The 26,376-nt window shown below is 63.3% G+C and carries 25 protein-coding genes, 2 pseudogenes and 2 riboswitches; of the genes and pseudogenes, 9 read left to right on the top strand and 18 right to left on the bottom strand.

Going from position 1 to position 26,376, the window contains the following annotated elements; translation table 11 throughout:
• Nucleotides 1-343: 343 nt before the first annotated feature.
• Genes BM151_RS08795 through BM151_RS08780 form a run of 4 tightly spaced genes read right to left on the bottom strand, consistent with a single transcriptional unit; the run spans nt 344 to nt 4,177 of the window.
• Complete coding sequence (locus tag BM151_RS08795; protein ID WP_090060072.1) at nt 344-595, bottom strand: MoaD/ThiS family protein; 252 nt, start codon at nt 593-595, stop codon at nt 344-346.
• Complete coding sequence (locus tag BM151_RS08790; protein ID WP_090060070.1) at nt 592-2,835, bottom strand: xanthine dehydrogenase family protein molybdopterin-binding subunit; 2,244 nt, start codon at nt 2,833-2,835, stop codon at nt 592-594. The genes BM151_RS08795 and BM151_RS08790 overlap by 4 nt, the downstream gene beginning before the upstream one ends.
• Nucleotides 2,835-3,314, bottom strand: a complete 480-nt coding sequence (locus BM151_RS08785) for a (2Fe-2S)-binding protein (RefSeq protein WP_090060068.1) — start codon at nt 3,312-3,314, stop codon at nt 2,835-2,837. The genes BM151_RS08790 and BM151_RS08785 overlap by 1 nt, the downstream gene beginning before the upstream one ends.
• A complete protein-coding gene (locus BM151_RS08780; protein WP_090060067.1) occupies nt 3,311-4,177 on the bottom strand; it encodes an FAD binding domain-containing protein in 867 nt (288 codons plus the stop codon). The genes BM151_RS08785 and BM151_RS08780 overlap by 4 nt, the downstream gene beginning before the upstream one ends.
• A gap of 299 nt (nt 4,178-4,476) precedes the next feature.
• On the opposite strand from BM151_RS08780, the gene BM151_RS08775 reads away from it, so the two are divergent.
• A protein-coding gene (locus BM151_RS08775) for an IS3 family transposase (protein WP_245781157.1) occupies nt 4,477-5,576 on the top strand; the annotation gives its coding sequence in 2 pieces (ribosomal slippage) (nt 4,477-4,672 and nt 4,672-5,576; 1,101 coding nt in all).
• Between the two features lie 445 nt (nt 5,577-6,021).
• Here BM151_RS08775 and BM151_RS08770 read toward each other — a convergent pair.
• Nucleotides 6,022-6,783, bottom strand: a pseudogene (locus BM151_RS08770) (IS3 family transposase); the annotation flags it as partial.
• Here BM151_RS08770 and BM151_RS22040 point away from each other — a divergent pair.
• Nucleotides 6,773-6,895, top strand: a pseudogene (locus BM151_RS22040) (transposase); the annotation flags it as partial. The pseudogenes BM151_RS08770 and BM151_RS22040 sit on opposite strands and share 11 nt — an antisense overlap.
• Nucleotides 6,896-7,406: 511 nt before the next feature.
• Here the strand turns inward: BM151_RS22040 and BM151_RS08760 are convergent.
• Nucleotides 7,407-7,841: a Fur family transcriptional regulator gene (locus BM151_RS08760; RefSeq protein ID WP_090060062.1), complete on the bottom strand. Its 435-nt coding sequence runs from the start codon at nt 7,839-7,841 to the stop codon at nt 7,407-7,409.
• Nucleotides 7,842-7,960: 119 nt separating this feature from the next.
• On the opposite strand from BM151_RS08760, the gene BM151_RS08755 reads away from it, so the two are divergent.
• The 6 genes from BM151_RS08755 to cobF all read left to right on the top strand — a co-directional run bounded on the left by BM151_RS08755 (nt 7,961) and on the right by cobF (nt 13,445).
• Nucleotides 7,961-8,857, top strand: a complete 897-nt coding sequence (locus BM151_RS08755; protein ID WP_090060060.1) for a metal ABC transporter substrate-binding protein — start codon at nt 7,961-7,963, stop codon at nt 8,855-8,857.
• A complete protein-coding gene (locus BM151_RS08750; RefSeq protein ID WP_090060058.1) occupies nt 8,854-9,705 on the top strand; it encodes a manganese/iron ABC transporter ATP-binding protein in 852 nt (283 codons plus the stop codon). Before BM151_RS08755 ends, BM151_RS08750 begins: the two co-directional genes overlap by 4 nt.
• Nucleotides 9,702-10,556 carry a metal ABC transporter permease gene (locus BM151_RS08745; RefSeq protein ID WP_090060057.1) on the top strand — a complete coding sequence of 285 codons (855 nt, stop codon included), beginning with the start codon at nt 9,702-9,704 and terminating at the stop codon, nt 10,554-10,556. Before BM151_RS08750 ends, BM151_RS08745 begins: the two co-directional genes overlap by 4 nt.
• Nucleotides 10,556-11,398, top strand: a complete 843-nt coding sequence (locus tag BM151_RS08740) for a metal ABC transporter permease (protein ID WP_143093077.1) — start codon at nt 10,556-10,558, stop codon at nt 11,396-11,398. Before BM151_RS08745 ends, BM151_RS08740 begins: the two co-directional genes overlap by 1 nt.
• Before the next feature lie 302 nt (nt 11,399-11,700).
• A riboswitch (cobalamin riboswitch) is annotated at nt 11,701-11,926 on the top strand.
• 31 nt (nt 11,927-11,957) lie between these two features.
• Nucleotides 11,958-12,623, top strand: coding sequence for an energy-coupling factor ABC transporter permease (locus BM151_RS08735; protein ID WP_090060056.1), 666 nt, complete (start codon nt 11,958-11,960; stop codon nt 12,621-12,623).
• A 60-nt stretch (nt 12,624-12,683) separates the two neighbouring features.
• Nucleotides 12,684-13,445: a precorrin-6A synthase (deacetylating) gene (gene cobF, locus BM151_RS08730; RefSeq protein ID WP_090060054.1), complete on the top strand. Its 762-nt coding sequence runs from the start codon at nt 12,684-12,686 to the stop codon at nt 13,443-13,445.
• 22 nt (nt 13,446-13,467) lie between these two features.
• On the opposite strand, the gene BM151_RS08725 is transcribed toward cobF, so the two are convergent.
• Genes BM151_RS08725 through cbiE form a run of 4 tightly spaced genes read right to left on the bottom strand, consistent with a single transcriptional unit; the run spans nt 13,468 to nt 17,106 of the window.
• On the bottom strand, nt 13,468-14,799 hold the full coding sequence (locus BM151_RS08725; RefSeq protein WP_090060052.1) for a cobyrinic acid a,c-diamide synthase CobB: 1,332 nt from the start codon (nt 14,797-14,799) through the stop codon (nt 13,468-13,470).
• A complete protein-coding gene (gene cobM, locus BM151_RS08720; RefSeq protein WP_090060051.1) occupies nt 14,796-15,593 on the bottom strand; it encodes a precorrin-4 C(11)-methyltransferase in 798 nt (265 codons plus the stop codon). The genes BM151_RS08725 and cobM overlap by 4 nt, the downstream gene beginning before the upstream one ends.
• Nucleotides 15,590-15,919, bottom strand: a complete 330-nt coding sequence (locus BM151_RS08715) for a cobalamin biosynthesis protein (protein WP_090060049.1) — start codon at nt 15,917-15,919, stop codon at nt 15,590-15,592. Before BM151_RS08715 ends, cobM begins: the two co-directional genes overlap by 4 nt.
• On the bottom strand, nt 15,916-17,106 hold the full coding sequence (gene cbiE / locus BM151_RS08710; RefSeq protein ID WP_090060047.1) for a precorrin-6y C5,15-methyltransferase (decarboxylating) subunit CbiE: 1,191 nt from the start codon (nt 17,104-17,106) through the stop codon (nt 15,916-15,918). Before cbiE ends, BM151_RS08715 begins: the two co-directional genes overlap by 4 nt.
• Here cbiE and BM151_RS08705 point away from each other — a divergent pair.
• Nucleotides 17,105-17,875, top strand: coding sequence for a cobalt-precorrin-6A reductase (locus BM151_RS08705; protein WP_090060045.1), 771 nt, complete (start codon nt 17,105-17,107; stop codon nt 17,873-17,875). The two genes, cbiE and BM151_RS08705, sit on opposite strands and share 2 nt — an antisense overlap.
• Here the strand turns inward: BM151_RS08705 and cobJ are convergent.
• The 8 genes from cobJ to BM151_RS21615 form a co-directional block, all read right to left on the bottom strand.
• The gene (cobJ, locus tag BM151_RS08700; protein WP_090060043.1) at nt 17,836-18,585 is read right to left on the bottom strand and encodes a precorrin-3B C(17)-methyltransferase; all 750 of its coding nucleotides are present in this window, start codon (nt 18,583-18,585) and stop codon (nt 17,836-17,838) included. The genes BM151_RS08705 and cobJ overlap by 40 nt on opposite strands.
• Nucleotides 18,582-19,346: a precorrin-2 C(20)-methyltransferase gene (locus tag BM151_RS08695; protein ID WP_090060041.1), complete on the bottom strand. Its 765-nt coding sequence runs from the start codon at nt 19,344-19,346 to the stop codon at nt 18,582-18,584. Before BM151_RS08695 ends, cobJ begins: the two co-directional genes overlap by 4 nt.
• A gap of 3 nt (nt 19,347-19,349) precedes the next feature.
• Nucleotides 19,350-19,979 (bottom strand): precorrin-8X methylmutase, encoded by a 630-nt coding sequence (locus tag BM151_RS08690; RefSeq protein ID WP_090060039.1) that lies wholly within the window; start codon nt 19,977-19,979, stop codon nt 19,350-19,352.
• Complete coding sequence (cobG, locus tag BM151_RS08685) at nt 19,979-21,115, bottom strand: precorrin-3B synthase (protein ID WP_090060038.1); 1,137 nt, start codon at nt 21,113-21,115, stop codon at nt 19,979-19,981. The genes BM151_RS08690 and cobG overlap by 1 nt, the downstream gene beginning before the upstream one ends.
• Nucleotides 21,112-24,360, bottom strand: a complete 3,249-nt coding sequence (cobN, locus tag BM151_RS08680) for a cobaltochelatase subunit CobN (RefSeq protein ID WP_090060036.1) — start codon at nt 24,358-24,360, stop codon at nt 21,112-21,114. Before cobN ends, cobG begins: the two co-directional genes overlap by 4 nt.
• Nucleotides 24,360-25,415: a cobalamin biosynthesis protein CobW gene (gene cobW / locus BM151_RS08675; protein ID WP_090060034.1), complete on the bottom strand. Its 1,056-nt coding sequence runs from the start codon at nt 25,413-25,415 to the stop codon at nt 24,360-24,362. The genes cobN and cobW overlap by 1 nt, the downstream gene beginning before the upstream one ends.
• Nucleotides 25,416-25,419: 4 nt before the next feature.
• Nucleotides 25,420-25,788 (bottom strand): DUF1636 family protein, encoded by a 369-nt coding sequence (locus tag BM151_RS08670; RefSeq protein ID WP_090060033.1) that lies wholly within the window; start codon nt 25,786-25,788, stop codon nt 25,420-25,422.
• Between the two features lie 111 nt (nt 25,789-25,899).
• Nucleotides 25,900-26,128: riboswitch (cobalamin riboswitch) on the bottom strand.
• Between the two features lie 18 nt (nt 26,129-26,146).
• Complete coding sequence (locus BM151_RS21615) at nt 26,147-26,284, bottom strand: hypothetical protein (RefSeq protein ID WP_177213073.1); 138 nt, start codon at nt 26,282-26,284, stop codon at nt 26,147-26,149.
• Nucleotides 26,285-26,376 lie beyond the last annotated feature (92 nt).

Genomic DNA, 26,376 nt, shown 5'->3' with positions numbered 1-26,376 from the left:
TATAGCCGCCCATAGGGCGGCTTTCTGCGTTTCTGGACCAGCGCCCCAAAATCCCCCCTGGAAGCATGTGGAGCGTGCTCAACGGTTGTGAAGTCTGAAGTGGTCCCAGTTTTCCGGACAGCTTGGCAGCGTTTCTAAGGTGTATCCGGTTTTAGTTTTACTTCGTTGCCCTTCGGGTCATGCGGCCAATTTCTGTTCTCGACCGTGCCAATATGCCTCCCTCGGCGTTCGATGCTCAAGGGAGGAGTGGGGGATTTGCAGCGATAAGGGAGGCCAGTTGACCTTGGTCCTCAGGCCCATGACTGACATGGTTTTGTCCTCGCGGAACCTGTTGTGGAAAGGCCTATCCGCCCTTTACCCGCTGCATGAGGTAAATCTCGTTCGATGGTGCGAGGGGGCGGTGCCGCCCGCCGTTGATGATTTCTCCATCAACGGCGACCGAAATGCCGGCCTCGAAAATCGGACCGAGACCCGGATAGACCGCGACCAGCGCATCGAGCATTTTGCCGATGCTGCTGGCCTCCACTGTGACGACCTCGAGCCCCCCTGTAAACCGGCGCAGGCCGGCCCACAGATGAACGGTGAGTTCGCTCATTCTTGCGACGCCTTCAGAGCGGCGAGAACTTTGGTCGGGGTCATCGGCAGATGTGACATCCGAAGGCCTGTTGCGCCTTGAATGGCATTTGCAATCGCGGGCAGCGGTGGCGTGATCCCCGTTTCCCCCACGCCGCGCACGCCGAAGGGGTGGCCCGGATTGGGAACCTCCACGATCATCGTGTCGATCATCGGCAGGTCAGAGGCCACGGGCATGCGGTAATCGAGGAAGATGGGGTTCTGCAGACGACCATCCTTGCCGTAGACATATTCCTCATTGAGCGCCCAGCCGATGCCCTGAACGGCACCGCCCTGATACTGGCCCTCCACATAGGACGGGTGGATCGCCCGGCCTGCATCCTGCACCACGAGGTAGCGCAGAATTTTGGTGAGGCCGGTTTCGGGATCCACCTCGACGTCCACAACGTGACAGCCAAAGCTGGCCCCAACCCCATCGGGCACGGATTCATGGTGGCCAGAGATCGGACCGCCCGTCGCCCCCATGTTTTTCGCGATGTCCTTGATGCTCATCGGAGGATAGTTTCCCGCGTTTGGTCCGGCGGGCTGCGCGGCACCTTCGACCCATTCAACGGCGTCTTCGTCAATGCCCCATTCGTTCGCGGCGCGACGGCACATCTCCTTGATCGCGGCGCGGGCGGCGATGGTGGCGGCCTTGCCGGTGGCGAAGGTGGCGCGGCTCCCGTGGGTCGGTTCGTTGACGCCAAGCGCCCCGGTTTCCACCACGTTCACGCGCACATCTTCGTAGGCGATCCCAAGCGTTTCCGCGACCATCAAGGCAATCGAAGCACGGCTGCCGCCAATATCCGGCGTTCCGACGGACACCTGAGCGGTGCCATCCTCGGAGATCGCCATGGACACGGACGTTTCGCCGTTGTGGTTGAACCAATAGCCAGAGGCCACGCCGCGTCCCTGATTGGGGCCGAGCGGAACAGCGAGGTTCGGGTGTTTTGCGGTCGCTTCCAGAACCTCGACGAGACCGATGGAACCGAAGGTTGGACCATAGCTGGCCTGATCACCCTCGCGCACGGCGTTTTTGAGACGCACCTCCATCGGATCGAGATCCAGTTTGCGGCACATCTCGTCGATCAGGCTCTCGACCGCGAAGGCCCCCATCGGAGACCCCGGAGCACGGTAGGCGGCGCATTTCGGGCGGTTGGCGAGCACGTCGTAGCCAATGTGTTCGACATTCTCGATCTTGTAGGGCGCAAGGCTGCAATAGAGCGCCATGTCCACGGGCGCACCAGGGAAGGCCCCCCCCTGCATCCGGAATTCGGCACGGGCGGCGGTCAGTTTGCCGTCCTTGGTCATGCCGATTTTCACGTCCATAGAGGCGGAGGCCGTCGGTCCGGTGGCACGCAGCACTTCGGACCGGCTCATGACGATTTTGACGGGACGCCCGCCGGCCTTCTGCGACAGCGCAAGGGACAGCGGCTCCATAAAGATCGTTGTTTTGCCACCAAACCCGCCGCCAATCTCGGACGGGGTCACGCGAAGCTGCGCAGCGTTGAGGCCCAACACGGCCGAGCACATCTGCCGGATGAACCACTGCCCCTGCGTGCAGACCCACATCTCGCCCTTGCCATCGGCACCCAGCTGGCCGAGGCAGGCATGGGGTTCGATATAGCCTTGGTGGGTGGCTTCGGTCTTAAAGCTGCGCTCCATGACGAGATCAGCGTCTTTGAAGCCAGCCTCCATATCCCCGCGCCCAAATTCGAAGTACTTGACGACATTTGGCGGCATGCCCTCGGGAACGCTGGCGTCGGCGGCCCCTTCGCGAATGACCGGCGCATCGGGTTTGATGGCGTCATCCACATCCGTCACATGCGGGAGAACCTCATAGTCCACCTTGATGAGCCGAACGGCCTCCTGCGCGATCAGGCTTGAGGTCGCGGCGACGGCGGCAATGGCGTGGCCATCGTAGAGTGCTTTCTCGCCCGCCATCGTGTTTTCCTGAAGATTCCACTCCTCGCCCGTGAGGCCGGTCGGGAAATCCGCGCGGGTCACAACGGCTTTGACACCGGAGAGGGCTTCTGCCTTGGACGTGTCAATTTTGAGGATTTTGGCATGGGCGTGCGGGCTGCGGAGCACGGCGCCCCAAAGCATCCCCGGGGCCGTGATATCCGCGCCGTAACGCGCGCGACCCGTGACTTTGTCCAAACCGTCGGGGCGATTGGGGCGGGTGCCGACGAGACGGAATTCTTTGATGTCATCTTTGGGCATCAGGCGGCTCCTCTCATCTCAGACGCGGCGTCCATGACGGCCCGAATAATTTTGTCGTAGCCGGTGCAGCGGCACAGATTGCCCGCCAGCCAATACCGGACCTCCGTCTCCGTCGGGTCTGGGTTCTTCTCCAAGAGCGCCTTGGCTGCGACGAGAATACCAGGCGTGCAGAACCCACATTGCAGAGCGGCGTGTTCGACGAATTTGCGCTGAAGCGGGTGGAGCTCTTCGCCGTTTGCCATCCCTTCGATGGTCTCGATCCGCTTGCCCTGCGCCTCGACGCCGAGCATCAGGCAGGAGCTGATCAGCACCCCGTCCACCGTGACCGAACAGGCGCCGCAATCGCCGGTCCCGCAGCCTTCCTTGGATCCGGTCAGCCCGAGGTGATCACGCAGGCAATCGAGAAGCGTTTCCCGCGGGTCCGCGAGGAATTCGACCTCGTCGCCGTTTACGACGGTCGTGACATGGATCTTGCTCATTGGGCCTCTCCTTTTGCGCGACCATAGGCGATTTTCGCGACCCGCTTGGCGAGCACACCTGCCACCTCGGTTCTGAACTCTGCAGTGCCGCGTTTGTCGTCAATCGGATTGCAGGCGGCTCTCACGGCAGCGACCAGCGCGTCAATCGCGGCGTCATCGAGCGTGCTTCCGATCAGCGCAGCCGCCGCATCAGGCACAAGCCGCACGGTCGGCGCGACCGCCCCCACCGCGACGCGGGCCTCTGAGATTGTGTCACCGTCAACGCGCAGGCTGATCGCGCATCCCGCGACGGCAATGTCCATTTCCGTGCGCGGCGTGAATCGCTGATAGGCATCGCCCGCATGTTCGCCGCGCGGCGGGATCAGGATGCCGGAAATCACGTCCCCGGGCTGGAGCGTCGTCTTCCCCGGACCTGCGGGAATGTCCTCGACGGGAACGGTGCGCACGCCCGTCAAGCCCGTGATTTCCACAGACGCCTGAGCAGCGACCAAACCCGGTACGCTGTCAGCGGCGGGGGACCCGTTGCAAAGATTGCCGACGAGCGTTGCGCGGCCCTGAACCTGCGTCGATCCGACCAGTTCCATGCCTTCGACGACACCGGGCCAGTCGGCGATGAGTTCCGCGTGATCCCCGAGGCGGGCACCGGACACGGCAATGCCGATCCGCCAGCCGCCATCGGGCGTGCGGGTGATGCCCTGTGTGCCCGGAATGAGTTTCAGATCGATCAGGGTATCCGGCAAAACTGTGCCTGAGCGCATCTGGACGAGCACGTCTGTTCCACCCGCGAGAAAGCGGGTCAAACCCGTCGCTTCTGCCGCGAGTTTAGAGGCGTCCTCAAAGGATGATGGGGTGTGAAAATCCACTGGGGTCCTCTCGGTCATTCGAATGATGTCTATGTCGATAGTGTTAGAACGTAGCAGTGTTTGTCAAACCGCGCTGCGTGCAATCGGGGTACAGCATTTCCGCGAAGACCCGGCCCAGTTTGTCAGTTGAACTCGGGCTTTGTCCACGCGGGCATTGATGGTTGTGAGGTCGTTTCGGCCCGCAATGCTTGAGGCGCCCCTAGATTTGTAGACGCTTTGCCCCCTAACTTTGAGGCAAGGAGGCCGACATGGGGACAAGCAATTACAGCGCCGAGTTCAAGCGTGACGCGGTGCATTAGATCACGGTGCGCGGGTATCCGGTTCGGGAGGTTTCCCGACGTTTGGGTGTCAGCATGCATTCTCTGTACAAGTGGAAGAAGCAGTTTGGCGATCCGTTGCCAAAGAAGCCCAGCGTGGATCATGAAGCTGAGAACCGTCGGTTGAAGCGTGAACTGGCCAGAGTAACCGAGGAGCGCGATATTCTAAAAAAGGCAACGGTGTACTTCGCGCGAGGGGCCCAATGAAGTACGCCTTCATCCGGGCACATCGCGGAGAGTTCGGCGTCCGGGCCATGTGCCGGGTGCTGCGGGTCCATTTCTCCGGCTTCTACGCATGGCTTAAAGAACCGTTAAGTCACCGTGCGCAGCAGGATGCGCGCCAGACCGAGCTGATCCGACAGGCCTGGGCCGACAGCGGCAAGGTGTATGGCTATCGCAAGTTGACGGACGATCTGCGCGACCAGGGCGAGCAAATATCCGAGAACCGGGTTGCCCGGCTGTCATCGCTGGCCGGAATCGCGGCCCAGGTGGGCTACAGACGTCGGCCAGGTTGTTACGGCGGAAAGCCAGCCATCGTGGTCGAGAATAGGCTGGGACAGCAGTTCAAGGTCGCCGCACAGGATCAAGTCTGGGTGACGGATATCACCTACATCAAGACCCACGAAGGATGGATGTACCTGTGCGTCGTCATCGACCTGTTCTCACGTCGTGTCGTGGGCTGGTCCGCCCAATCCCGAATGACCACCGATCTCGCCTTGCTGGCACTGCTGATGGCCGTATGGCGGCGAAAGCCCGGCAACCGGGTCACGGTGCATTCAGACCAGGGCTCCCAGTTCACCAGCCGCGAATGGCAAATGTTCCTGCGCCAGCACAACCTCGAAGCCAACATGAGCCGACGCGGGAACTGCCATGACAACGCGGTCGCCGAAAGCTTCTTCCAACTGCTGAAACGGGAGCGGATAAGGCGCAGAACCTATCCGACACGCGACGATGCAAGGCGTGACGTGTTCGAATACATTGAGCTCTTCTACAACCCGAAGCGCAAGCACACGAACAACGGCATGCTATCGCCCATTGACTTCGAAACCAGACAGCTCAAACTGAAACAGGCAGGTGTCTAGGAAACTAGGGGCACCTCAAGGGAGCGCAAAAGGCTTGGCAGGATAAATAATAAAGCGAGATATTCTTTGGTGGTAGGCATAGAGACACCTGATGTCGAGCTAGATCTCTACACTCCAATTGCAACCCAAGTAGCGTTGCCAGTCGATGCTGGAACAATTGTAATCCAGACCTGATCCAGAGATCCGTTTGACGGCATCAAAAACTTCCATGTTCAAGTAGAATGTCGCGTGCCGAGGTAATCCCCCCATTTTTAATGGGGCCCAGCCGTAGAAATCACGCGGCTGCTTTCAGTTTCATGGCGGGCGTCATGCCGCCGATGGCCATGTTGGGTCGCTCATTGTTATAAGTCCAGAGCCATTCGGTCGCCTTGAGCTACTCCCCAATGTTTGGACAGGTTTTGGCGTAAGTTAAGCTACTCTCTGCTCCTGCTGATCGGGTTGGGTTTCATCTTTTCTCAGCCAATAGACCCACGGCTGGCGGCTGTCCGCCATGGGCGCTGTGAGGGCGTTTGTGGTTGTAGAACTCGACCCATTTGGCGATCCCTGCGCGGGCATCTGATCCGGTTTCCCAAGCGTACAGATATACGCATTCGTATTTCAGTGAACGCCAGAGCCGCTCCACGAAGATGTTGTCCAAGAAGCGCCCCTTGCCATCCATGGAGATACGCACACCGGATCGGCGTAATCGATCTGTCCAGACAAATGACGTGAACTGGCTGCCCTGGTCAGTGTTCATGACCTCAGGTGGGCCGAACCTGGCGATTGCCTCGTTCAGCGCATCGACGCAGAACTCAGCTTCCAGCGTGTTCGAGATGCGCCAGGCCAGCACTTTGCGGGTGTGCCAATCCATGATCGCCACCAGATACAGGAACCCGCGCCGCATTGGCAGATAGGTGATGTCTGCGCACCAGACCTGATTGGGTCGCATCACGCGCAATCCCTTCAACAGATAGGGATAGATTTTGTGGCCCTTCGCAGGCCTGCTGGTGCTGGGCTTCTGGTAAATCGGCATCAAACCCATCAGCCGCATGAGACGCCTGATCCGCTTTTCATTGACCAAATGGCCGTCATTACGAAGATGCCAGGTCATTTGGTGAACACCAAAGAACGGCGTTTCCAAGAACTGCTCGTCGATCTGACGCATCAACATCAGGTTCATCGCCGTCTCGCCTTTGGGCTGGTAGTAAAATGACGACCGCGAGATCGATCGCTTCCTCGACATGGATGGAATGCGTGAGGCTCTACGCCCGTTCTACAGCTCCCTTGGGCGTCCCTCGATCGACCCGGAGCTGATCATCCGCATGCTGGTCATCGGCTATGTCATCCGCCCATTTGAGACGTTTGTGTGTGGCGCAGAGAAGGGGCTGGATCACCTGAGTTGGGCTGAATTCAAACATAGCACCTTGGTTGGGGTAGGTTACGTCGGCTGCGTGCTCCCGCAATCAAGGCCGAACAACTAAATACCCATATAATATCAACGATATAGCCGCCCATAGGGCGGCTTTCTGCGTTTCTAAATCCCCGCTGGAAGCAAGTGGAGCAGGGCATGCACAATGTATTCGGCGTGTCACTGACCTGCCGTGGGGGTTATCCTCCAGATGCGATTTGAGATCGGGCGAAGCTGATGCGCTCCCCGAGTAAAGCGTCAGAAAATCTGACGACGTCTCAAGTGTGACTTGTGAGTGATCCGCGTCATTTCCGACGGTGGTCCCGAGACAACAGATCTCTATCGGAACGGGCCTTGACCAATCCATGTCGGACTTGCTTGCCGCGCCACAGATTTCTGCTCAATCAGAAGACATGCCACGGCCCCAGAGCCCGTGCGTGCCGCTATGCCAGGGGCTTCTTCTTGCGCACGTAGAGTTCCAGCCGATGATGTACGATCTCGTAGCCCATCGCCTCGGCGATCTCGGCTTGCAGGCGCTCGATCGGCTCATTGGAGAATTCGATCACCTCGTTGGTCTCGACATCGATCATATGGTCGTGGTGCTGGGTCTCGCTATGTTCATATCTTGCCGACGCGCCTTCGAACTGATGGCGCAGAATCACGCCCTGGTTCTCAAGCTCGGTCAGGGTGCGATAGACGGTGGATAGCGAGATACCCGGGACCTTCTCCTCCGCTCGGCGCTGCAGGTCGACGGCGTCCGGATGATCGTCGGCCTCAGCCAGAACAGACAGGAGCGCCGCCCGCTGACGGGTTATACGCACACCGGCCCTGCGCAAAGCGGCGGTCAGTTTTTCGGTTCGGCGATCAATCTCGGTCATTGGGTGTTTCTTGCGCATTTTTGTCGTCAGACGCAAGAGTCAGTTGCAAGTCATTCGCATGTCGCTTGACAGATGCAAATCATTCCTAGATGCATTTAGGCAACGAGGAGGAGATTCCCATGTTCAAGAGACGTAACATTCTCGCTCTGGGCCTCGGTCTGGGTCTCGCCGGGCTGGCCGGGTCGCTCGCCGCGCAGGAGCGGCTGAAAGTGGTGACAACCTTCACGGTGATTGCCGACATGGCACAGAATGTCGCCGGGGAGGCGGCAGAGGTGGTGTCGATCACCAAGCCGGGCGCCGAGATCCATGGCTACGCCCCGACGCCGCGCGATCTGGTCAAGGCGCAAGGCGCCGACCTGATCCTGTGGAACGGGTTGAATCTGGAGCGCTGGTTCGAGCAGTTCTTTTCCAACCTGCGCGATGTGCCTGCCGCGACCGTCTCCGAGGGCATCGTTCCGATTGCCATCGCCGGCGGGGAGTATGAGGGCAAACCCAATCCGCATGGCTGGATGGCGCTCGATTCCGCCGAGATCTATATCGACAATATCCGGGACGCGTTGAGCGAGGCCGATCCGGACAATGCCGGGATCTACGCCGCCAATGCCGCCCGCTACAAACAGCAGATGGCCGATGTCATTGGCCCGCTGCGCGAGGCCGCCCGCAGCTTGCCCGAAAGCCGCCGCTGGCTGGTCACCTCCGAAGGGGCGTTTTCCTATCTGGCGCGGGATTTCGGGTTGAAGGAGGCCTATCTCTGGCCGATCAACGCCGATGCCCAGGGCACGCCGCAACAGGTGCGCGGGGTCATCGACACGGTGCGTGCCCATGAAATCCCGGCCGTCTTTTCGGAATCCACCGTCTCCGACAAACCCGCCAGACAAGTCGCGCGCGAGACCGGGGCGCGTTACGGCGGGGTGCTCTATGTCGACAGCCTTTCCGAGGCCGGCGGCCCTGTGCCGAGCTATCTCGAACTGTTGCGCGTCACATCGGAGACCATCGTGGAGGGGCTTCAGCCATGAGTGATGGTATCCGGGCCTCTGGCATCACCGTTACCTATCGCAACGGCCATACCGCTCTGCGGAACGCGAGTTTCGCCATTCCCTGCGGCACGATTGCCGCGCTGGTCGGCGTGAACGGTGCCGGAAAATCGACACTGTTCAAGGCACTGATGGGCTTTGTCCCGGTCGCAAGCGGGCAGATCGAGATCCTTGGCGAACCGGTCCGCGCGATGATGAAGAAACAGGCCGTCGCCTATGTGCCACAGGCCGAGGAGGTCGACTGGAGCTTCCCCGTTCTGGTCGAAGACGTGGTGATGATGGGGCGGTACGGCCATATGGGATTTCTGCGCCGCCCCCGTGCCGCCGATAATGCGGCCGTCACCTCAGCATTGGAACGGGTCAATATGACCGAGTTCCGCCAGCGACAGATCGGCGAGCTGTCCGGCGGGCAGAAAAAGCGCGTCTTCCTCGCCCGCGCTCTGGCACAAGACGCGCAAGTCATCCTGTTGGACGAGCCTTTCACCGGCGTTGACGTCAAGACCGAAGAACAGATCATCGCGCTCCTGCGAGATCTGCGTGCCGAAGGCCGCGTGATGCTGGTGGCCACGCATAATCTCGGCTCCGTGCCGGAATTTTGCGACCAGGTGGTTCTGGTCAAGGGGACGGTGCTGGCCTATGGCCCGACCGAAAAGGTTTTCACCCCGGATCTGCTGCGCGAGGCCTTTGGCGGTGTGCTGCGGCACTTCCTGCTCGAAGGCCAGCGGCTGCATGACGATGAGGACCCGCGCAGGCTCGAAGTCTTCTCCGACGATGAACGCCCGCTTGTGGTCTATGACGACAGGACCCGTACCGTGAAGGGGCGCACATGAGCTGGCTCGAACCTTTCCAGTACGGCTACATGACCAATGCGATCTGGGTCTCGGCCCTGGTCGGCGCGGTCTGTGCCTTCCTCTCCGCCTATCTGATGCTCAAGGGCTGGTCGCTGATCGGCGATGCGCTGTCGCATTCCGTCGTGCCCGGCGTGGCCGGGGCCTATATGCTCGGCCTGCCTTTCGCCATCGGCGCCTTTCTGTCGGGCGGGCTGGCCGCATTGGCCATGCTCTTTCTGCGGCAGCGATCCGGGCTCAAGGAAGACGTGGTGATCGGGTTGATCTTCACCGCCTTTTTCGGCCTGGGTCTGTTCATGGTCTCCCTCAATCCGATGGCCGTCTCGATCCAGACGATCATCATGGGCAATATCCTCGCGATCACACCAAGCGATACCCTGCAACTTGTCCTCATCGGAGGCGTGTCGCTCGCTGTGCTGCTGGCGAAATGGCGCGATCTTCTGGCCGTGTTCTTCGACGAGGCCCATGCCCGTTCGATCGGATTGAACGTCACCGCGCTGCGGTTGATTTTTTTCACCCTGCTCTCCGCCTCGACCGTGGCGGCGATGCAGACGGTGGGCGCCTTTCTGGTGATCGCACTGGTGGTGACCCCCGGTGCCACGGCCTATCTTCTGACCGACCGTTTTCCGCGCCTCCTGGCGCTCTCCGTCGCGATCGGCTCGCTCACGTCGGCACTGGGCGCCTATCTGAGCTATTTCCTCGACGGCGCCACGGGCGGCGTCATCGTCTGCCTGCAAACCGGATTGTTTCTCGTGGCGCTCGTGTGCGCCCCGAAACATGGCATGCTGGCGTCCCGCGCCCGCGCAAAGGCCGCTCTGAAGGAGGCATCATGATGGCCGCTTTGATCTCCGATCTTCTTATGCCGCTGCAATTTCCCTTCATGCAGAACGCGCTGCTGATCGTGTTGCTGATTGCCCCGGCCGCCGCCATGCTCAGCACCTTTCTGGTGCTCAAGGGCTGGTCGCTGATGGGCGATGCCACGAGCCACGCGGTGCTGCCCGGCGTCGTTCTGGCCTATGTTGCAGGCATCCCGCTGATCATCGGGGCTTTCCTCGCCGGGCTGGTCTGTGCGCTTGGAACGGGGTTCATCAAGGACCATTCCCGGATCAAACAGGACACGGTCATGGGCGTGGTGTTCTCCGGCATGTTCGGGTTGGGCATCGTGATCTACACCCAGATCGAAACCGCCTTGCATCTCGATCATATTCTGTTCGGCAATATGCTCGGGGTCGGGGCGGATGATCTCTGGACCGCCGGTCTGATCTCCGGAGCCGTTGCCCTCATCCTCGGGATCAAATGGCGTGATTTCCTCGCCCAGAGTTTCGACCCGGTACAGGCCCGGATGATCGGCTTGCGGGTCAGCTGGCTGCATTACGGGCTGCTGGCGATCCTCTCGGCCACGATCGTGGCGATGCTGTCTTCGGTCGGGATCATCCTGTCGGTGGCCTATCTGATCGCTCCGGGGGCAATTGCCTTTCTGCTCACCCGGCGCTTTGCTGCGATGATGATCACGGCCATTGTCGTGGCGCTGGCGTCCGGGGGAACCGGTGTCTACCTGTCGTTCTGGATCGATGCTGCCCCGGCCCCGACCATTGTCCTGATCCTGACCGGCCTCTTTCTCGTTGCGCTTGGCCTGCGGCAGATGAAAACACGCCATGCCAGCCGGATCGGCTGACCTCTGCACCCGTGCTTTGGTTGTGTTCCGACTGCCTTGTCTGTTTGCGTGAAGATGCGCGGGCAGATCCAGCCGCCTCCGAGAGAGCCATGCAGAAGGGCCCGATCCGGGCATTTGCCAAATATGAAGCATCAGAAGATCAATGTTGCCTTGGCCCGTGGCCGGGACTGGCGGATTGATCATGAGGATCGGAAACCTGCGTCGAGATCACGTTGGGCGACTGTGATCTGTCTGTGATGAAAATTGCGGGCATCTGCTGTCCGCAGGCGAGATATGCACTTGACGACATCGCCAAAGCCACGTTTATCTGAAGGCCTGTTTGGTGCCCATCATGCGCGATGCGCAGGGCTCAATCGGGAACGGGGAAGGATGTCGCAAATCGCAGCACCCGAAGCCCCGGCCGCCCCCGCGACTGTATGCGGTGAGCGCGCTCCGACAACCACTGGAGAGCCCTGTCGGGATCTCTGGGAAGGGGGAGTGGCGCTTTGACCCGCGAGCCAGGAAACCGGCCATCAGCCACATCAACCGCCGTCGGGTGTGACGGCAAGGAGTACGCGATATGCATATTGAACCTGGCATCGTCACGGGTGCCAAAATCGTCTTGAGCTATGCCACTGCGGCAGGTGCAGGCCTCTATACCCTCAAAACAGCCGTCGACACGATACGTCAGCAAGGGCTTGTCTCCCTGGTCGGGCGGGCGCTCATCGCCACCGCCGCCGTCTTCGTTTTCTTTCAGGTGCTGCCGCACCATCCGGTCGGGGTCTCGGAGGTGCATTTGATCCTCGGCTCAACCCTGTTCCTGATCCTTGGCGCGGCGCCTGCGGCCATCGGTCTGGCGCTTGGGCTGCTGGCGCAGGGGGTGTTCTTCGCCCCGTTCGATCTGCCGCAATACGGGATGAATGTGACAACGCTTCTGGTGCCGCTCTTCGGGCTGCAAATGCTGGCCAAACGCCTGATCGCGCCGGGCACCGCCTATGTCGATCTGAAATATTCGCAAGCGCTGGCGCTCTCGACCGCCTATCAGGGCGGGATCGTGCTGTGGGTGACCTTCTGGGCGATTTACGGTCAGGGCGTGGCCGAGGTGAGCCAGGTGCTGACCTTTGGCGCCGCCTATATGACGGTGATCCTGATCGAACCGCTTCTGGATCTGGCCGTTCTGGCGCTGGCGAAACGCGCGAAATCCCTGCAGGGCAGCGGTTTTGTCACGCCACGCCTTTATGCCTGACCTGATCCGTCAGAGACCACACGGCAGGGGGCTTCGGCCCCCTGTTTCGAGAGGACCACAATGATCGACCTGAACCTGATCGGCATCGGCACCGGCGATCCCGATCACGTCACGCAACAGGCCATCGCGGCGATGAATGCCGCCGATCTGATCCTGATCCCGCTGAAAGGCCCGGAAAAGACCGAACTGGCCGAGTTGCGCCGTTGCCTTCTGGCACAGCATCTGAACAATCCGACCACGCGTGTTGTCGAGTTTGACCTGCCCGAACGCGATGCCGACGGCGCGCCCTATGATCAACGCGTGTCGGACTGGCATGATGCGATTGCACAGGCTTGGAAAACGGCGATCACCGAGGCTTTGGGCACAGAGGCCGACGCGAACGTGGCGCTTTTGATCTGGGGCGATCCGATGCTTTATGACAGCAGTCTGCGCATCGCCGAGCGGCTCGGTCACCGGATGCAGATCACGCCGCGTGTCATTCCCGGCATCACCGCGATACAGGCCCTTTGCGCGGCGCACGCCATTCCGCTCAACGGCGTCGGCGCCCCCGTCACTCTCACCACCGGACGGCAATTGCGCAACCACGGCTGGCCAGACGGGGTGCAAACCGTTGTTGTCATGCTCGATGGCGACTGCGCCTTTCGCGCGCTCGACCCGGCGGGGATCGAGATCTGGTGGGGCGGTTGCGTGGCGATGCCTCAGGAGCGCCTCGTCGCCGGAACTCTGGCCGAGGTGGCCGAAAAAATCGTCACCATACGCGCCGCGCTGCGCGCCGAGCTGGGCTGGGTGATGGACATCTACCTCATGCGCCGAACCGCGTGATCCGGCGCTTTCAGGTCCGGCATCACCGGGTCGCCTCGGCGATCAGGTGGAAAAACGTCCCCGTAACCTGCCCGCCATCGGGCATCACGCGGATCGAACCAGTCTCAGGCACCGCCGTGCCATTCGGATCGACCACCCGCGCCAGAGGGGCGTCGGGTTGCTTGAGGATGCCCGCATAGTGAAACTCATGCCCGCGCAGCGCGTGACCCTCGGCAAACCCCGGCATCCCTGCCATTAGCTCCGCGCGACGATAGCCCAGATGCATCTTGCGCTTGGCAAAGCTGGTCTCCAGTCCCAGAAGACCCAGCATCTCGTGGCGATGCCCCTCAGCGTCCACGATCCCGGCGCCGAGAGCCATATAGCCCCCGCATTCCCCATGCATGGGGCGGGTTTGGGCAAACCGCCGCACTCCCTCCATGAATGTGCGATTGCCGGAAAGCCGCCCGGCGTGAAGCTCGGGATAGCCCCCCGGCAACCAACAGATGTCGGCATGCGGGTCCGGCGCCTCGTCGGCCAGTGGCGAAAACGGCAAGATGCTCGCCCCGGCGGTGCGCCAGGCCTCGATCAAATGCGGATAGACAAAGGAAAACGCCGCGTCCCGCGCCAAGGCAATGCGCTGACCGGGCGGTGGCGCGGGCGTATAGGGGGCAAAAGGGATCTCTTTCGCCCCTGCACAGGCCATCAGCGCGTCGAGATCGCAATGCTCAGCCACGATCTCGCCAGCGTGGTTGAGCAGCCGCTGCAGATCTCCGGTTTCCTGCGCCTGCACCAGACCCAGATGCCGGGACGGCAGTTCGATCCCGGCGGTGCGCGGCAAGACGCCCAGAACCGGAAGTGCAATGCTTTCGAACCCACGCCGCACCAGCTGCTCGTGCCGGGGCGAGGCGATTTTGTTCAAAACGACGCCCGCGACCGTGACATCGGCGCGGAACTGCGCGAGCCCCAACGCGACCGCTGCCGCCGTCTGCGCCTGTCCCGAGGCATCGATCACCAGGATCACCGGCCAGCCCATCAACGCGGCGATATCGGCGCTGGCTCCGATGCCGGTTTCGCCCGGCACGGCCACGCCATCAAAGAGCCCCATCGAGCCCTCGGTCACGAAAAGATCGGCAGGGAGATCGGTGGGCCGGTCCGCAAGGGTGGCGATCTGCGCCGGAGACATCGCCCAGGCATCGAGATTGACCGAACTGCGCCCCGCCGCCGCCGTGTGAAACGCCGGATCGATGTAATCGGGACCGCATTTCAGCGGCTGCACCCGCACGCCGCGCGCACGCAACGCTGCCAGGAGTCCCAGCATCAGTGTCGTTTTCCCAGTGCCTGACGAAGCGGCGGCAATCACCAGACCCGGCGTCATGCCGCACCGCCTTTTGCCGTCTCGGGAAAGCGCGGGTTGGTGCCCACGGGGCGATAACGCCGGTCGTAATCCCGCGCATAAAGCCGGCTTTCGGCAAAGTCTTCGGCCCCGATCGAGCGGCCCACAAGGATCAGCGCGGTGCGCTCCATCTCCGCCCCGATGGCGGTTTTCAGGCTGCCCAGCCTGGCACGCGCCACGCGCTCATCCGGCCAGCTCGCGCGCCAGACCACCGCGACCGGACAGTCCGCGCCGTAATGCGGCGTCAGCTCTGCGATCACCTTGTCGAGCACATGCACCGACAGGTGAATGGCCAGAACTGCGCCTGTTTTTGCGAAATTCTCAAGCGTCTCCCCCGGCGGCATCGCCGTCGCCCGCCCCGAGGTCCGGGTCAGCACCACGGATTGCACCACGCCGGGCAGGGTCAGCTCGGCACAAAGCGTGGCGGCGGCGGCGGCAAAGCTCGGCACGCCGGGGGTGACGTCATAGGGGATGTCCAGCGCGCGCAGGCGGCGCAGCTGTTCGCCCATCGCCGACCAGACGGACAGATCGCCGGAATGCAGCCGGGCGATATCGTGGCCTGCGGCATGGGTCGCGGCGATTTCAGCCATGATTTCGTCGAGGCTCAGAGGCGCCGTGTTGATGACTCGCGCCCGCTCCGGGCAATGGGCCAGCAAGGCCTCCGGCACGAGGCTTCCGGCATAAAGACACACCGGACAGGCCGCGATCAGGTCGCGCCCGCGGAGCGTGATCAAATCTGCTGCCCCCGGTCCTGCACCGATAAAATGAACCGTCATCTTCCGTCTCCTTCTGCGACAGCGATGGTGACGCCGCCGATGATCTTGCGTTTTTCCAAAAGCCGCGCGTTGGGGCCAGCCACCACGAGTGCGGCCGCTTCGGCCACCGATCCGGTGCCATGAGCATTGAGGGAGGCCTGTGACATCGTCGGCGTAGCAATGCCCGCGACATCAGCGCCTCGCACATCGCATCCCAAAATCTGCGCCAGAGCCGCGGCTTTCGAGCGCGCGGTCGCGACATGGTCGACCGCCCCGACCGAAGCGAGTGCCGCGCGTAAGGCCGCAGGGGGGGCGCTGCGTTGAAAGCCCATGCCGGCCACTCTCATCGCGTCACACTCCATTGCACCACGGGACGCGCCGCCGACCAGCCGCGCATCCGCCCCAGGCCTTCGGCCCGCGATAGGTCTATGCGCATCAGCGATCCCCCGTGACGGGCGTGGAGCCCGGCCAAAATCGCCTCGGTCTCGAGCGTCACCGCATTGGCCACGATCCGCGTCCCTCCGGGCAGATGCGCCCAAAGCCAGTCATAGAGCGCCTCTGTGCTGCCACCGCCGATGAACACGGCCTCGGGGGAGGGCAAATCGCCCAGCACCTCGGGCGCACGACCTTCGATGGCGCGGATTTGACGCGTCAGGCCGAAGGCCTCGATATTGCTCTGAATATTGGCGATGCGATCGGGGCGCGGCTCAATTGTAATGGCCCGCCCCCCGGCAAGTCCCCACTCGACCGAGATCGATCCCGATCCGCCGCCGATGTCCCACAAAAGCGCCCCCGGACGCGGCGCCAGTGTGGCGAGCGTCAGCGCCCGGATCGGAGATTTGGTGATCTGGCCGTCATGCGTAAACCGGTCCTCTGGCAAGCCCGGCACATGCGGCAGACCCGCATTGCGCGACAAGTCCGCCCCATCCAGCGCGACCGCCACGGGGGCAGTCATGCTGGTCAGATCGAAGCTCTCCGCCCGCCTCATGCGAACCCGCTGATGCGGCCCGCCCATGCGTTCGAGCACATGCATCTGCACGGTGCCGAAACCCTCCGCCACCAGCCAGTCGGCCAGAGCGCGCGGTGTATCTGCGTCCCTGAGGGTCGCGATGACTTTCGCACCCGGATGGAGCGCGCGACGCAGCGCGCCAAACCCCGCGGCATGAAGCCCCAGCGCGGTGACCTCCTCGATCCGCCATCCGAGCCGTGCGCAGGCCAGCGAAACGATCCCTGCCACCGGAAAGGCACACCATTCCCCCGGCGACAGATGCGCAGCGAGGGACCCGCCCGCGCCGAACCAGAACGGATCGCCCGAGGCCAGAACGACCACCTTTTGTCCACGACAGGCCAGAACCGGCGCAAGGTCGAAGGGCACTGGCCAAGCCTGTCCCCGCGTGCCCGCACCCGCCAGTTCCAGATGACGCGCCCCGCCAAAGATGACCTCGGCCTCCTCCAAGGCGGCACGGCTTGCATTCGGCAAGCCGTTCAGGCCATCTTCGCCCAAACCGACGATGCTCAACCACGGATCAGCCATGACGCGTCTCCTTTTGCTGGGCGGCACCACCGAAGCCAGCCGACTGGCCCGACATCTGGCGGATCGCGGGATCGACGCGGTGTTTTCCTATGCCGGGCGTACGGCCCGCCCGGTGCCCCAACCCCTGCCGACCCGGACCGGCGGCTTTGGTGGCGTCGACGGGCTCATCGATTATCTCGCGCGTGAGGGCATCAGCCATGTGATCGACGCCACCCATCCCTTCGCTGCCGGAATGAGCCGGAATGCGATCCTCGCTTGCGCGCGCGCCAAGGTGCCTCTGTTGGGTTATGAGCGGAAGCCGTGGCAGGCCCAAGACGGTGACCGTTGGACCCATGTGCCCGATATGGACGCCGCCTGTTGCAGCCTGCCCGAACACGACGCGCGGGTGTTTCTGGCGATTGGCAAGCAACAGCTCGCCGGGTTTGCGGCGAAGCCCCGGAACCATTATCTCCTGCGCCTTGTCGACCCGCCGGAGGGCGTGTTGCCGCTGCCCGAGACCGAGGTTGTTATCGCGCGCGGCCCTTTTGATGCAGAGGGCGATCTGGACCTTATGCGTAGGCATCGGATCACCCATGTCGTGGCGAAAAATGCTGGCGGGGCGGGTGCTGAGGCCAAGCTGATCGCGGCCCGCAGGCTTGGTCTGCCCGTGATCATGGTGGACCGTCCGGTGCTGCCCCCGCGCGAGCTCTGTGACAGTCTCGGCGGGGTGGTGGAGTGGCTGGAACGGCATCACGCCGTCCCCGCCGCTACAGTGCCGCGTGGCGTGTAGATCCAGCGCCCAACCCGCCGCGTGCTCGTATTGCCGACCAGAACCACCGTGCGCATATCGGCCATCTCCGGGCGTGCTTCCGACAAAGGCACCACGGTGATCTTCTCCTCGGGCGTCGACACGGCACGAGCAAACAGGACGATCCGCCCAGCCTCGCATTCCTCACGCAGAATATCGAGCACGCGGGCGAATTGATGCGGCCGCGATTTCGAACGCGGATTGTAAAAGGCCATCGCAAAATCACCCCGCGCGGCATGGCGCAGACGGCGCTCGATCAGATCGAAGGGCTTGAGATTGTCACTCAGGTTGATTGCACAGAAATCATGGCCAAGCGGGGCGCCGGCACGGGCGGCCGCGGCAAGCATGGCGGTGATGCCGGGCAGGATGCGGATGTCCGTGTCGGCAAACTCCGGCGCGGTCTCCAGCCGTTCGAACAGGGCAGACGCCATGGCAAAAACCCCCGGATCACCCGAGGAGACGATCACCACGCGTCGCCCCTCTGCCGCCATCTCAAGCGCCTGCAAAGCGCGATCAAGCTCGACGCGGTTGTCGCTGGCGTGCAGGGCCAGGCCTTCGCGCGGGGGCACGCGGGCGACATAGGGGATATAGCCCACGATATCGGTGGCCTCTTCCAGAGCAGCGCGCACCTCTGGCGTCACCAAATCCTCCGCTCCAGGCCCAAGTCCCGCAACCGTCACCCAACCGCTCATTGTGCTGCCTCCACCCTGGGTTGAATCGTGGGCGGAACCGCCTCGGGCCGACGTCCGTGACCATGCACCAAAACGATCGCAAAATAGGGGCAATCGGTGGCCTCGGTCTCGGCCAGCCGCACAATCCGTTCGCCAGGCATGGTGCCACGCTCGACAAGCCAAGCCGCCTCAAGCCGTCCGGCGCGAGCCAGCGCGCGCTTGACCTTCGGCAGGTTGCGCCCGGTCTTCATCACCACCAGCGCGTCAGAGGTGGCCATGCGCGCGATCATCTCCGCCTCGTCCATCGTGCCCATCAACACGGTCAGAACGTCATCGCCCCATGTGATCGGCGTGTCGGTCGCAGTCCAGCAACCCGTCATGCCGGTGATGCCGGGGATGACCTCGATCTCCACCCGGTCGCGCAGCCGTGTGTAGAGATGCATGAAAGAGCCGTAAAAAAACGGGTCACCTTCGCAGAGCACGACAATGTCGGTGGCGCGCGCGAGATCCGCGAGACGCGCCGCCCAATCATCGTAGAAAGCGGACAAAAGCGCGTTGTACTCGGGGCTGTTGAACGGAATCTCGGTGGTGATCGGATATTCCATCGCCAGTTCGATGGCCCGCTCAGAGAGCATCCCCTCGACGATCTGACGCGCCTGGCCTTTGCGGCCTTTCTTGCGGAAATAGGCGACATGACCCGCCCCCCGCACCGCGCGTTCGGCACGGCGCGACATCAGATCGGGGTCGCCGGGGCCGAGGCCCGCACAAATGATCCGTCCCATGGTTTACTCCTTTCGCGAGGCGAGCGCATTGACCGCCGCAACAGTGATGGCCGATCCGCCCAGTCGCCCCTCAACGATCAGTGCGGGCACCGGGGCAGCGGCCATGAGCGCCGCTTTCGATTCCGCAGCGCCGATGAACCCGACCGGACAGCCGATGATCGCCGCGGGGCGGGGGCATGCAGGATCTTCAAGCATGTTCAAAAGATGAAACAGCGCGGTCGGCGCATTGCCGATCGCCACCACCGCGCCTTTGAGATGCGGGCGCCACAGCTCCAGCGCCGCTGCCGAGCGGGTGTTGCCCATCGCCTTGGCCAGCCCCGGCACAGCGGGGTCCTGCAAGGTGCAGATCACGGCATTCTCCGCAGGTAGGCGGGTACGCGTGATGCCTTCGGACACCATGCGCGCATCGCAGAGGATCGGCGCGCCCGCCTCAAGGGCCGCACGCGCCGTGAGGACCATGTTGGGGGTAAGGCGCATGTCGCGTTCCAGCCCGACAAGGCCCGAAGCATGGATCATCCGCACGGCGACGATCTCTTCCTCGGGGGTGAACCGGGCCAGATCGGCCTCACGGCGGATCGTGGCAAAGGACTGTTCGTAAATCTTCGCACCATCCGTTTCGTAGGTGTAGGGCATCAGAAAAGCTCCGAAAGAGAGGTGAGATCAGAAGCGGATATGCCGGATCTTTCGGGCCGGTCCGCGGCGCGGCCCTTCCGGATGAGATCGAGCCCCCCAGAGGTCGCCACAAATGTCAGATCGGCGGGCAGGGGCCAGGCACAGCCCTTGGCGCACCCCGAGACATGTAGGGTTTTGTGCCGGGGCACCTGTGGCGCAAGCCGGCGGGCGAGATCGCGGGTCGGACCATGCGCCTGAAGACAGCCGGGCGCGCCTGTGCAGGCATGGACACGCAAAAGCGGATCGGCCGGATCGGTGATCAGCCCGTCAAGCCTGGGCCGTTCAGTCAGCCCTTCGATCAAAACCATGCGCCAGGGCGTCACCCGGATCGGACCGAGCATGGCTAGGGCGTTCAACCTGTCCGCATCCATCTGGCCGAAAGCAAACCCAATCAACGCGCCGTGCGGCGTCCTCCCCGGTTCCGGGCGCGGGAGCGCGGGCGCAGGCGCAATCCGGGGTGTCAACATGCCTTCGGGGCGCGCGCCCTCTGCGATCAACTGCGCCATACGCCCCCGTCCATCGGTGACGCCACCGGCCTCGAGAAACCATGTCGCGAGTGCAATCGCGGCTTCTGCGGCCTCATCCTCGCGCACCGGTGCACCGAGATCACAGCCCGCGGCACGCAAAATTCGTTGGCCGTCCGCCGACCGTTCGAACCGGATGTCTGCCTGAATATCCGACATGACCGGGGCCGCGCCGCAATCGAGGATGAACCCGAATTTTCCCGGGAGCTCGGGCGCATCGTTCAGCCTGCGCGGCAGCTCCTCGGCCAGACGATAGGTTGTGGCATCTGCAAAAGGCGTGACGATGATGTTGCGCCGGGTTTCCGAGGCGACATTGGCGTCGATCAAGTCCAGCGCAGTGAGTGCCGTGATCAGGGGCGTGTGGGTCTCCGGTGTGACGCCGCGCAGTTGCACATTGGCCCGCCCCGACAGATCAATCAGTCCATTGCCATAGCGCCGCGCTGCCTTGGCGATCCCCATGGCCTGCGCCTGAGTCAATCGCCCGGACGGCGGGCGCACCCGCACCACCAAACCGTCTCCGGAGGCCATCGGACGCAGCGCGCCGGGACACCAGCCTTGGACCTTGAAACTCATGTGTCCTCCTCCAGCGACACCGCGATGGAGTTGCGCCGCGTTTGCCAAAGCCCCGCCTCGGACAGCCGTGCGAAAAGATCGCGCATGGCCTGAAGCGCGGCGGGGTTTTCACGCTGCAAAAACGCCACCACATCTTCGCGCCCCAGAGTGGCCGCGTGGTAAAGGTCAAACAGATGCGCGGGGACGACCTGTGCCAGATGCGCGAAGGCGGCGAGATGATCGAGCGTGGCCGCAATCTCCGCGCCCCCCCGAAATCCATGCCGCATCATGCCCTCGACCCAGATCGGATTGGCGGCGCGGGCCCGCACAGTGCGGGCGATCTCTTCGGTCAGGCTGCGCGCGCGGGGGCGGTCGGGCCGGGTCGCATCCAGATGATAAAGTACAGGCGCCTGCGCCCCGAGCTGCGCCAGAGCCGCGGCAAACCCGGCCTCATGAGCGGCATAATCCGACGCCAGAAGCACATCGCTTTCCGGCAGGTCCTGCGCATGCACGAAACTGTCGGCGTTCCGCAGACGGGTTTCGAGCGCGGCCCGGTCGGGCTGCATCTCACCACTTTGAGACATCGCATAGGAGGACGCCGCCAGCCACGCCTCACCGGCCATGGCGCGGGCCTCCGGCGTGAACTCACCGAAGGCTGCTCCCATCCCGACACCATAGTGCCCCGGTTTCGGGGCAAACACCCGCGCGATCCGCGCCAGATAGGGGTTGTCGGCCGCATCCTCGCTGCGGCGCGCCAGAGCCTCGGCACCGGCTTCAAACAGCTGCGCCAGACCCGGAAAGATATCGCGAAACAGGCCCGAGACCCGCAAGGTCACGTCGATCCGGGGGCGGTCCAATAGGGCGAGCGGCAGAACCTCGACGCCGGACACCCGTGCCGCACCCTCGTCCCAAACGGGTTTCAGCCCGGCCAGATGCAGCGCCATGGCGAACTCTTCGCCGCCCGTGCGCATCGTGGCCGAGCCCCAGAGATCGACGACAAGCCCCTTGGGCCAGTCGCCTTGGTCCTGCAAATGCTTGCGCAACAGCTCTTCGGCCAGTTTCACCCCCTGCGCATAGGCGGCGCGGGTCGGCACGGCGCGCGGGTCGACCGCGAACAGATTGCGCCCGGTGGGCAAGACATCCGTCCGCCCCCGTGCCGGGCTGCCGGACGGCCCCGGCGCGACACGGCGGCCAGACAGCGCAGCGCTGAGGCCCGCACGCTCCTCTGCGCCGCAATCCCCGGTGCCATAGATGTGCAACCCGTCGCCGAACTGGCTTTCCTTGATGTCGCAGACAAAGCGATCAATCCGGGTAAGCACTTCTGCGGCATTGGCCTTTTGCGGAATGCCGAGATCTTCGGCCACACCGCTGGCCTGTGCCTCAAGCTGAATATCGGCGATCAGACGATCGCGCCGCGCCGGGTCCAGACCGTCGGCGGTGGAATATTCGTCGAGCAACTGTTCCAGATGGCGCAGGCCCGCAGGCACCTCCGCCGCCCGCATCGGCGGTGGCAGATGGCCAAGGGTGACGGCGCCGATCCGTCGCTTGGCCTGCGCCGCCTCGCCGGGGTCGTTGACGATAAAGGGATAGATCACGGGCATCGACCCCAACAGCGCCTCGGGCCAACAGGTCTCACTCAGGGCCACGGCTTTCCCCGGCAGCCATTCGAGCGTGCCATGCGCGCCCATGTGAACGAGCGCATGACGCCCCTGCGTGCGCAGCCAGAGATAGAAGGCGACATAGGCATGGCGCGGGATGCGGTCGAGGTCGTGATAACTGTCGTCACGGTCTTCAGGAGCACCCCGTTCCGGTTGCAGCGCGATCAGGATATGGCCGCGTTCGAGGGCGGCGAAATGAAAGGTGTCTGTTTCGACATCGGGGTCGTTTTCCGGCGTCCCCCATGCGGCGAACAGGTCCTGCCGGAGCTGGAGCGGCAGCTGCGCAAGGGCCTTGCGATAGGCGCTCAGAGGCCAGGACAGCCGGGCGGTCTCGAGCGCTTGCGGTCCCGGTCCCGCACCGACCTGATAGCCCTCGCTCTGCAACTGTTCCAAAAGGACCTCCGTCGAGGCCAGCGCATCGAGCCCCACGGCATGGGCCATTTGCCACGGACGTCCGGGATAGGTCGAAAGCACCACGGTCAACTGGCGCTCCTGTGCCGGGGTCTCGGCCAGACGATACCAGTTTTCGATCCGGTCCAGCGCCGTCTCGATCCGGTCTGGATCGGCGCGATGAACAAAGCGGGCATATTCGAGATCGGGATCACGCGGCGCGGGAGATTTGAAGGAAATCACCCCCGCGTGCAGGCGTCCGTCCACCTCCGGCAAGACCACATGCATCGCCAGATCAGCGGGTGAAAGGCCACGCTCGGCCCCCGCCCAGTCCTTGCGCCGCGCGGTCGAGAGCGCCACCTGAAACACCGGGCCGTCAAAGCCGTCGAACGGGGTCTGCCCATCGGGTCCTTGCGCCGAAAAGGCAGTGGCATTGACAACAAATGCGGGGCTGCGCGTGCCGAGGGAAGAGGTCAACCAATCGCCCAATCCCGGTGCTTTGAGCGACGGCGCATAGACCCCGTATGCCGCAAATCCCCGTGCGCGCAGGCCGGTGATCAACGCATCAATCGGCGCGGTATCGGCGGAGGTCAGATAGGAGCGATAGAAGCTCACCAACGCAAGAGGGCCGTGCTCACCAAGGTTCGAAACCGGCCCCTGATCTGGACAGTAAACCCCATGCGCCGGGACTTGGGTCTCGCCCGCAACGGGGGCGACCGCAAACCCCGAGGCCTGCGCCAGTTCCGCCAAAGCGGCCTCGGCCGCGATCGCGCCGCCCGCCTCACACAGGTCTTTGAGCCGTTGCAAAACCGCCAAGGGCACGGTCGAAAGCGCGTCCAGCCGGGGATCATCACGCCCATCGGCGGGCAGGATGGCCAGCGCGATCCCCTGCCGCCGTGCGAGATCCTGAAGACTGGCGAGACCATAGGGCCAATAGGCCTCGCCGCCGATCAGCCGCACGAGAATGCCCTTGGCCCGCGAGAGCGTGTTTTCGACATAGGTGTCGACCGACACCGGATGGCGCAGATTGACCAGATTGGCGAGCCGAAGCGTCGGCAAGCCGCCCTCTGCCCGCCGTGCCCGCCGCCACCCCGCCGCGAAAGCCCCAAGATCACTGTCGGAAAACGACAGCACCACCAGATCCGCAGGGCGCTGCCCGAGATCGGTCGGCACCTCGGTTTCCTCAAGGCCGTGGCTTTCGCGGAAGGTGACGTGCATCAGGCGGGCACCCCGAGCAGCTCGGCGCGGATCGCGTCTTCGTTCACATCGTCATGTTCGCCGATCACCACCAGGGCCGAGCGTCGCGGATCGGCGCCCCAGGGACGGTCGAACTGATGCCGAACGCGGTCACCCACGGCCTGAATCAACAGCCGCATCGGCTTGCCGGTGACCGCGATATGGCCTTTGACGCGCAGGATGTTCTGGTCGCGCGCGAGGCGTTCAATCGCGGCAATCAATGGGACGGGATCGTCAATCTCCGGCAGCTCGATCACCACCGTATCGAAATCGTCATGCTCGTGATCATCCGCCCCGTCATGATGCGAAGGGCGCGCGGCGAGATCGTCCTCGGCGGCGGCGTTCAGCCCCAAAACGATCCGGGGATCGATCACGCCTTCGGTCAGCGGCAGGATCGGCAGTTTGCGCGGCAGCTCGGCCTCGATCACCGTGCGCGCCGCCGCAAGACCTGTCGTACCCGCCAGATCGGCCTTGGACAGCAGCACCAGATCGGCGCAGGAAATCTGATCTTCGAACACCTCGGAGAGCGGGGTTTCATGATCAAGGCTGTCATCGGCCAGACGCTGCGCATCGACGGCAGCCACATCGGGGGCGAAGCGCCCGGCGGCGACGGCCTCGGCATCGGCCAATGCAATCACCCCGTCCACGGTGATTTTCGAGCGGATCGCGGGCCAGTCGAAGGCCTTGAGCAGCGGTTTCGGCAGCGCCAGCCCGGAGGTTTCGATCAGAATGTGATCGGGCTTTTGCGGCCGCGCCATCAGTGCCTCGATCGTGGGAATGAACTCATCCGCCACGGTGCAGCACAGACAGCCATTTGCCAGTTCGACGATGTTCTCGTCGGGGCAATTCTCGTCAGCGCATTGCCGCAGGATCTCACCATCGACCCCCACGGTGCCGAATTCATTGACCAGCACGGCCAGCTTGCGCCCGCCTGCGTTGGCCATCAGATGGCGGATCAGCGAGGTTTTGCCAGCGCCCAGAAAACCGGTGATCACGGTGACGGGGATTTTGGCCAAATCAGAATGAAGATCGGACATGGGATTACTCCTGCTCGGATGTCGGGAAAGGGGGGATGCGCGCGAGGCTTTGCTTGCGAAAGATCACCGGCCGGTCGCGCCAGGGCACGAGGCCGTTGTCGGTGACGGCATAGGCGGCGGCACCGGCGAGAATGTCGGGGGCGTCCTCGGCGGTCATCCGGCCGTAGACATAGGACCATTTGCCCGGCTCACTGAGCGCCACCGCGCAACCGTTGGAACAGGCGGACAGACAGGAAACCTCGCGGATTTCCACATCGTCCGAGGCACCATGATCGTGCAGCGCGCGCAACAAATGCGTCCCCGGCCGCGTGTCGTCCGCGGGATCGGCATCGTCGCGTTTGCAGGTGATGCAAACAGATAAAATCGTTGGCATTTCGCCCGTTCCTCTTGCCAGGGGCTTCGGGAGAAACGCGCCAGTGGACAGGGAACAAAGGTCAAGACAGCGACCGGCCCTCTCCTCCCGGTCGCGAAACACCCCGTTCGCCGGTCATCAACAACATTGGCAGGTCTCCCGGCTTGCGGATTTCGAACACGTCTCTCGCGTTCTGCGGCTGCTTCGCCTTCCCAGCTCGAAAGCCAGTGGCCTGAAGCACCCTTTCCGGTCACGGTCGCGGGGGCGGCTGCGCTTGGGTCAACGTCCTGACGGACAAAGGCCCTGTCGCATTCCCTTTTCACCTGCCGAAACGGCAGGAACCAATGCCCCCTCTGATTGAGCGAGCCGCTTCCTTTTGTCAAGCCATGGAGTAGGTGGCCGCCCCGACGGCATCGTCGGAAACCGGCGCGTTCGCATGGCCGAGACCCGAGCCACGGTTGATCGCGCCCCGTCCCAGGGAACCATCTTCCCGATCGGCCAAAGGCCGGTCATGCATGAACAATCAGGCCAGATCACTCAAGTGGGGCTGACCAGGGCCGAGCGTCGCATGACACAGGCCAGAAACTGTCCCGGGGCAGGGGGGGGCCA

Source organism: Celeribacter neptunius, assembly GCF_900113955.1.
GTDB classification, from domain to species: Bacteria; Pseudomonadota; Alphaproteobacteria; order Rhodobacterales; family Rhodobacteraceae; genus Celeribacter; species Celeribacter neptunius.
This window is presented reverse-complemented; position numbering and strand designations above follow the sequence as displayed.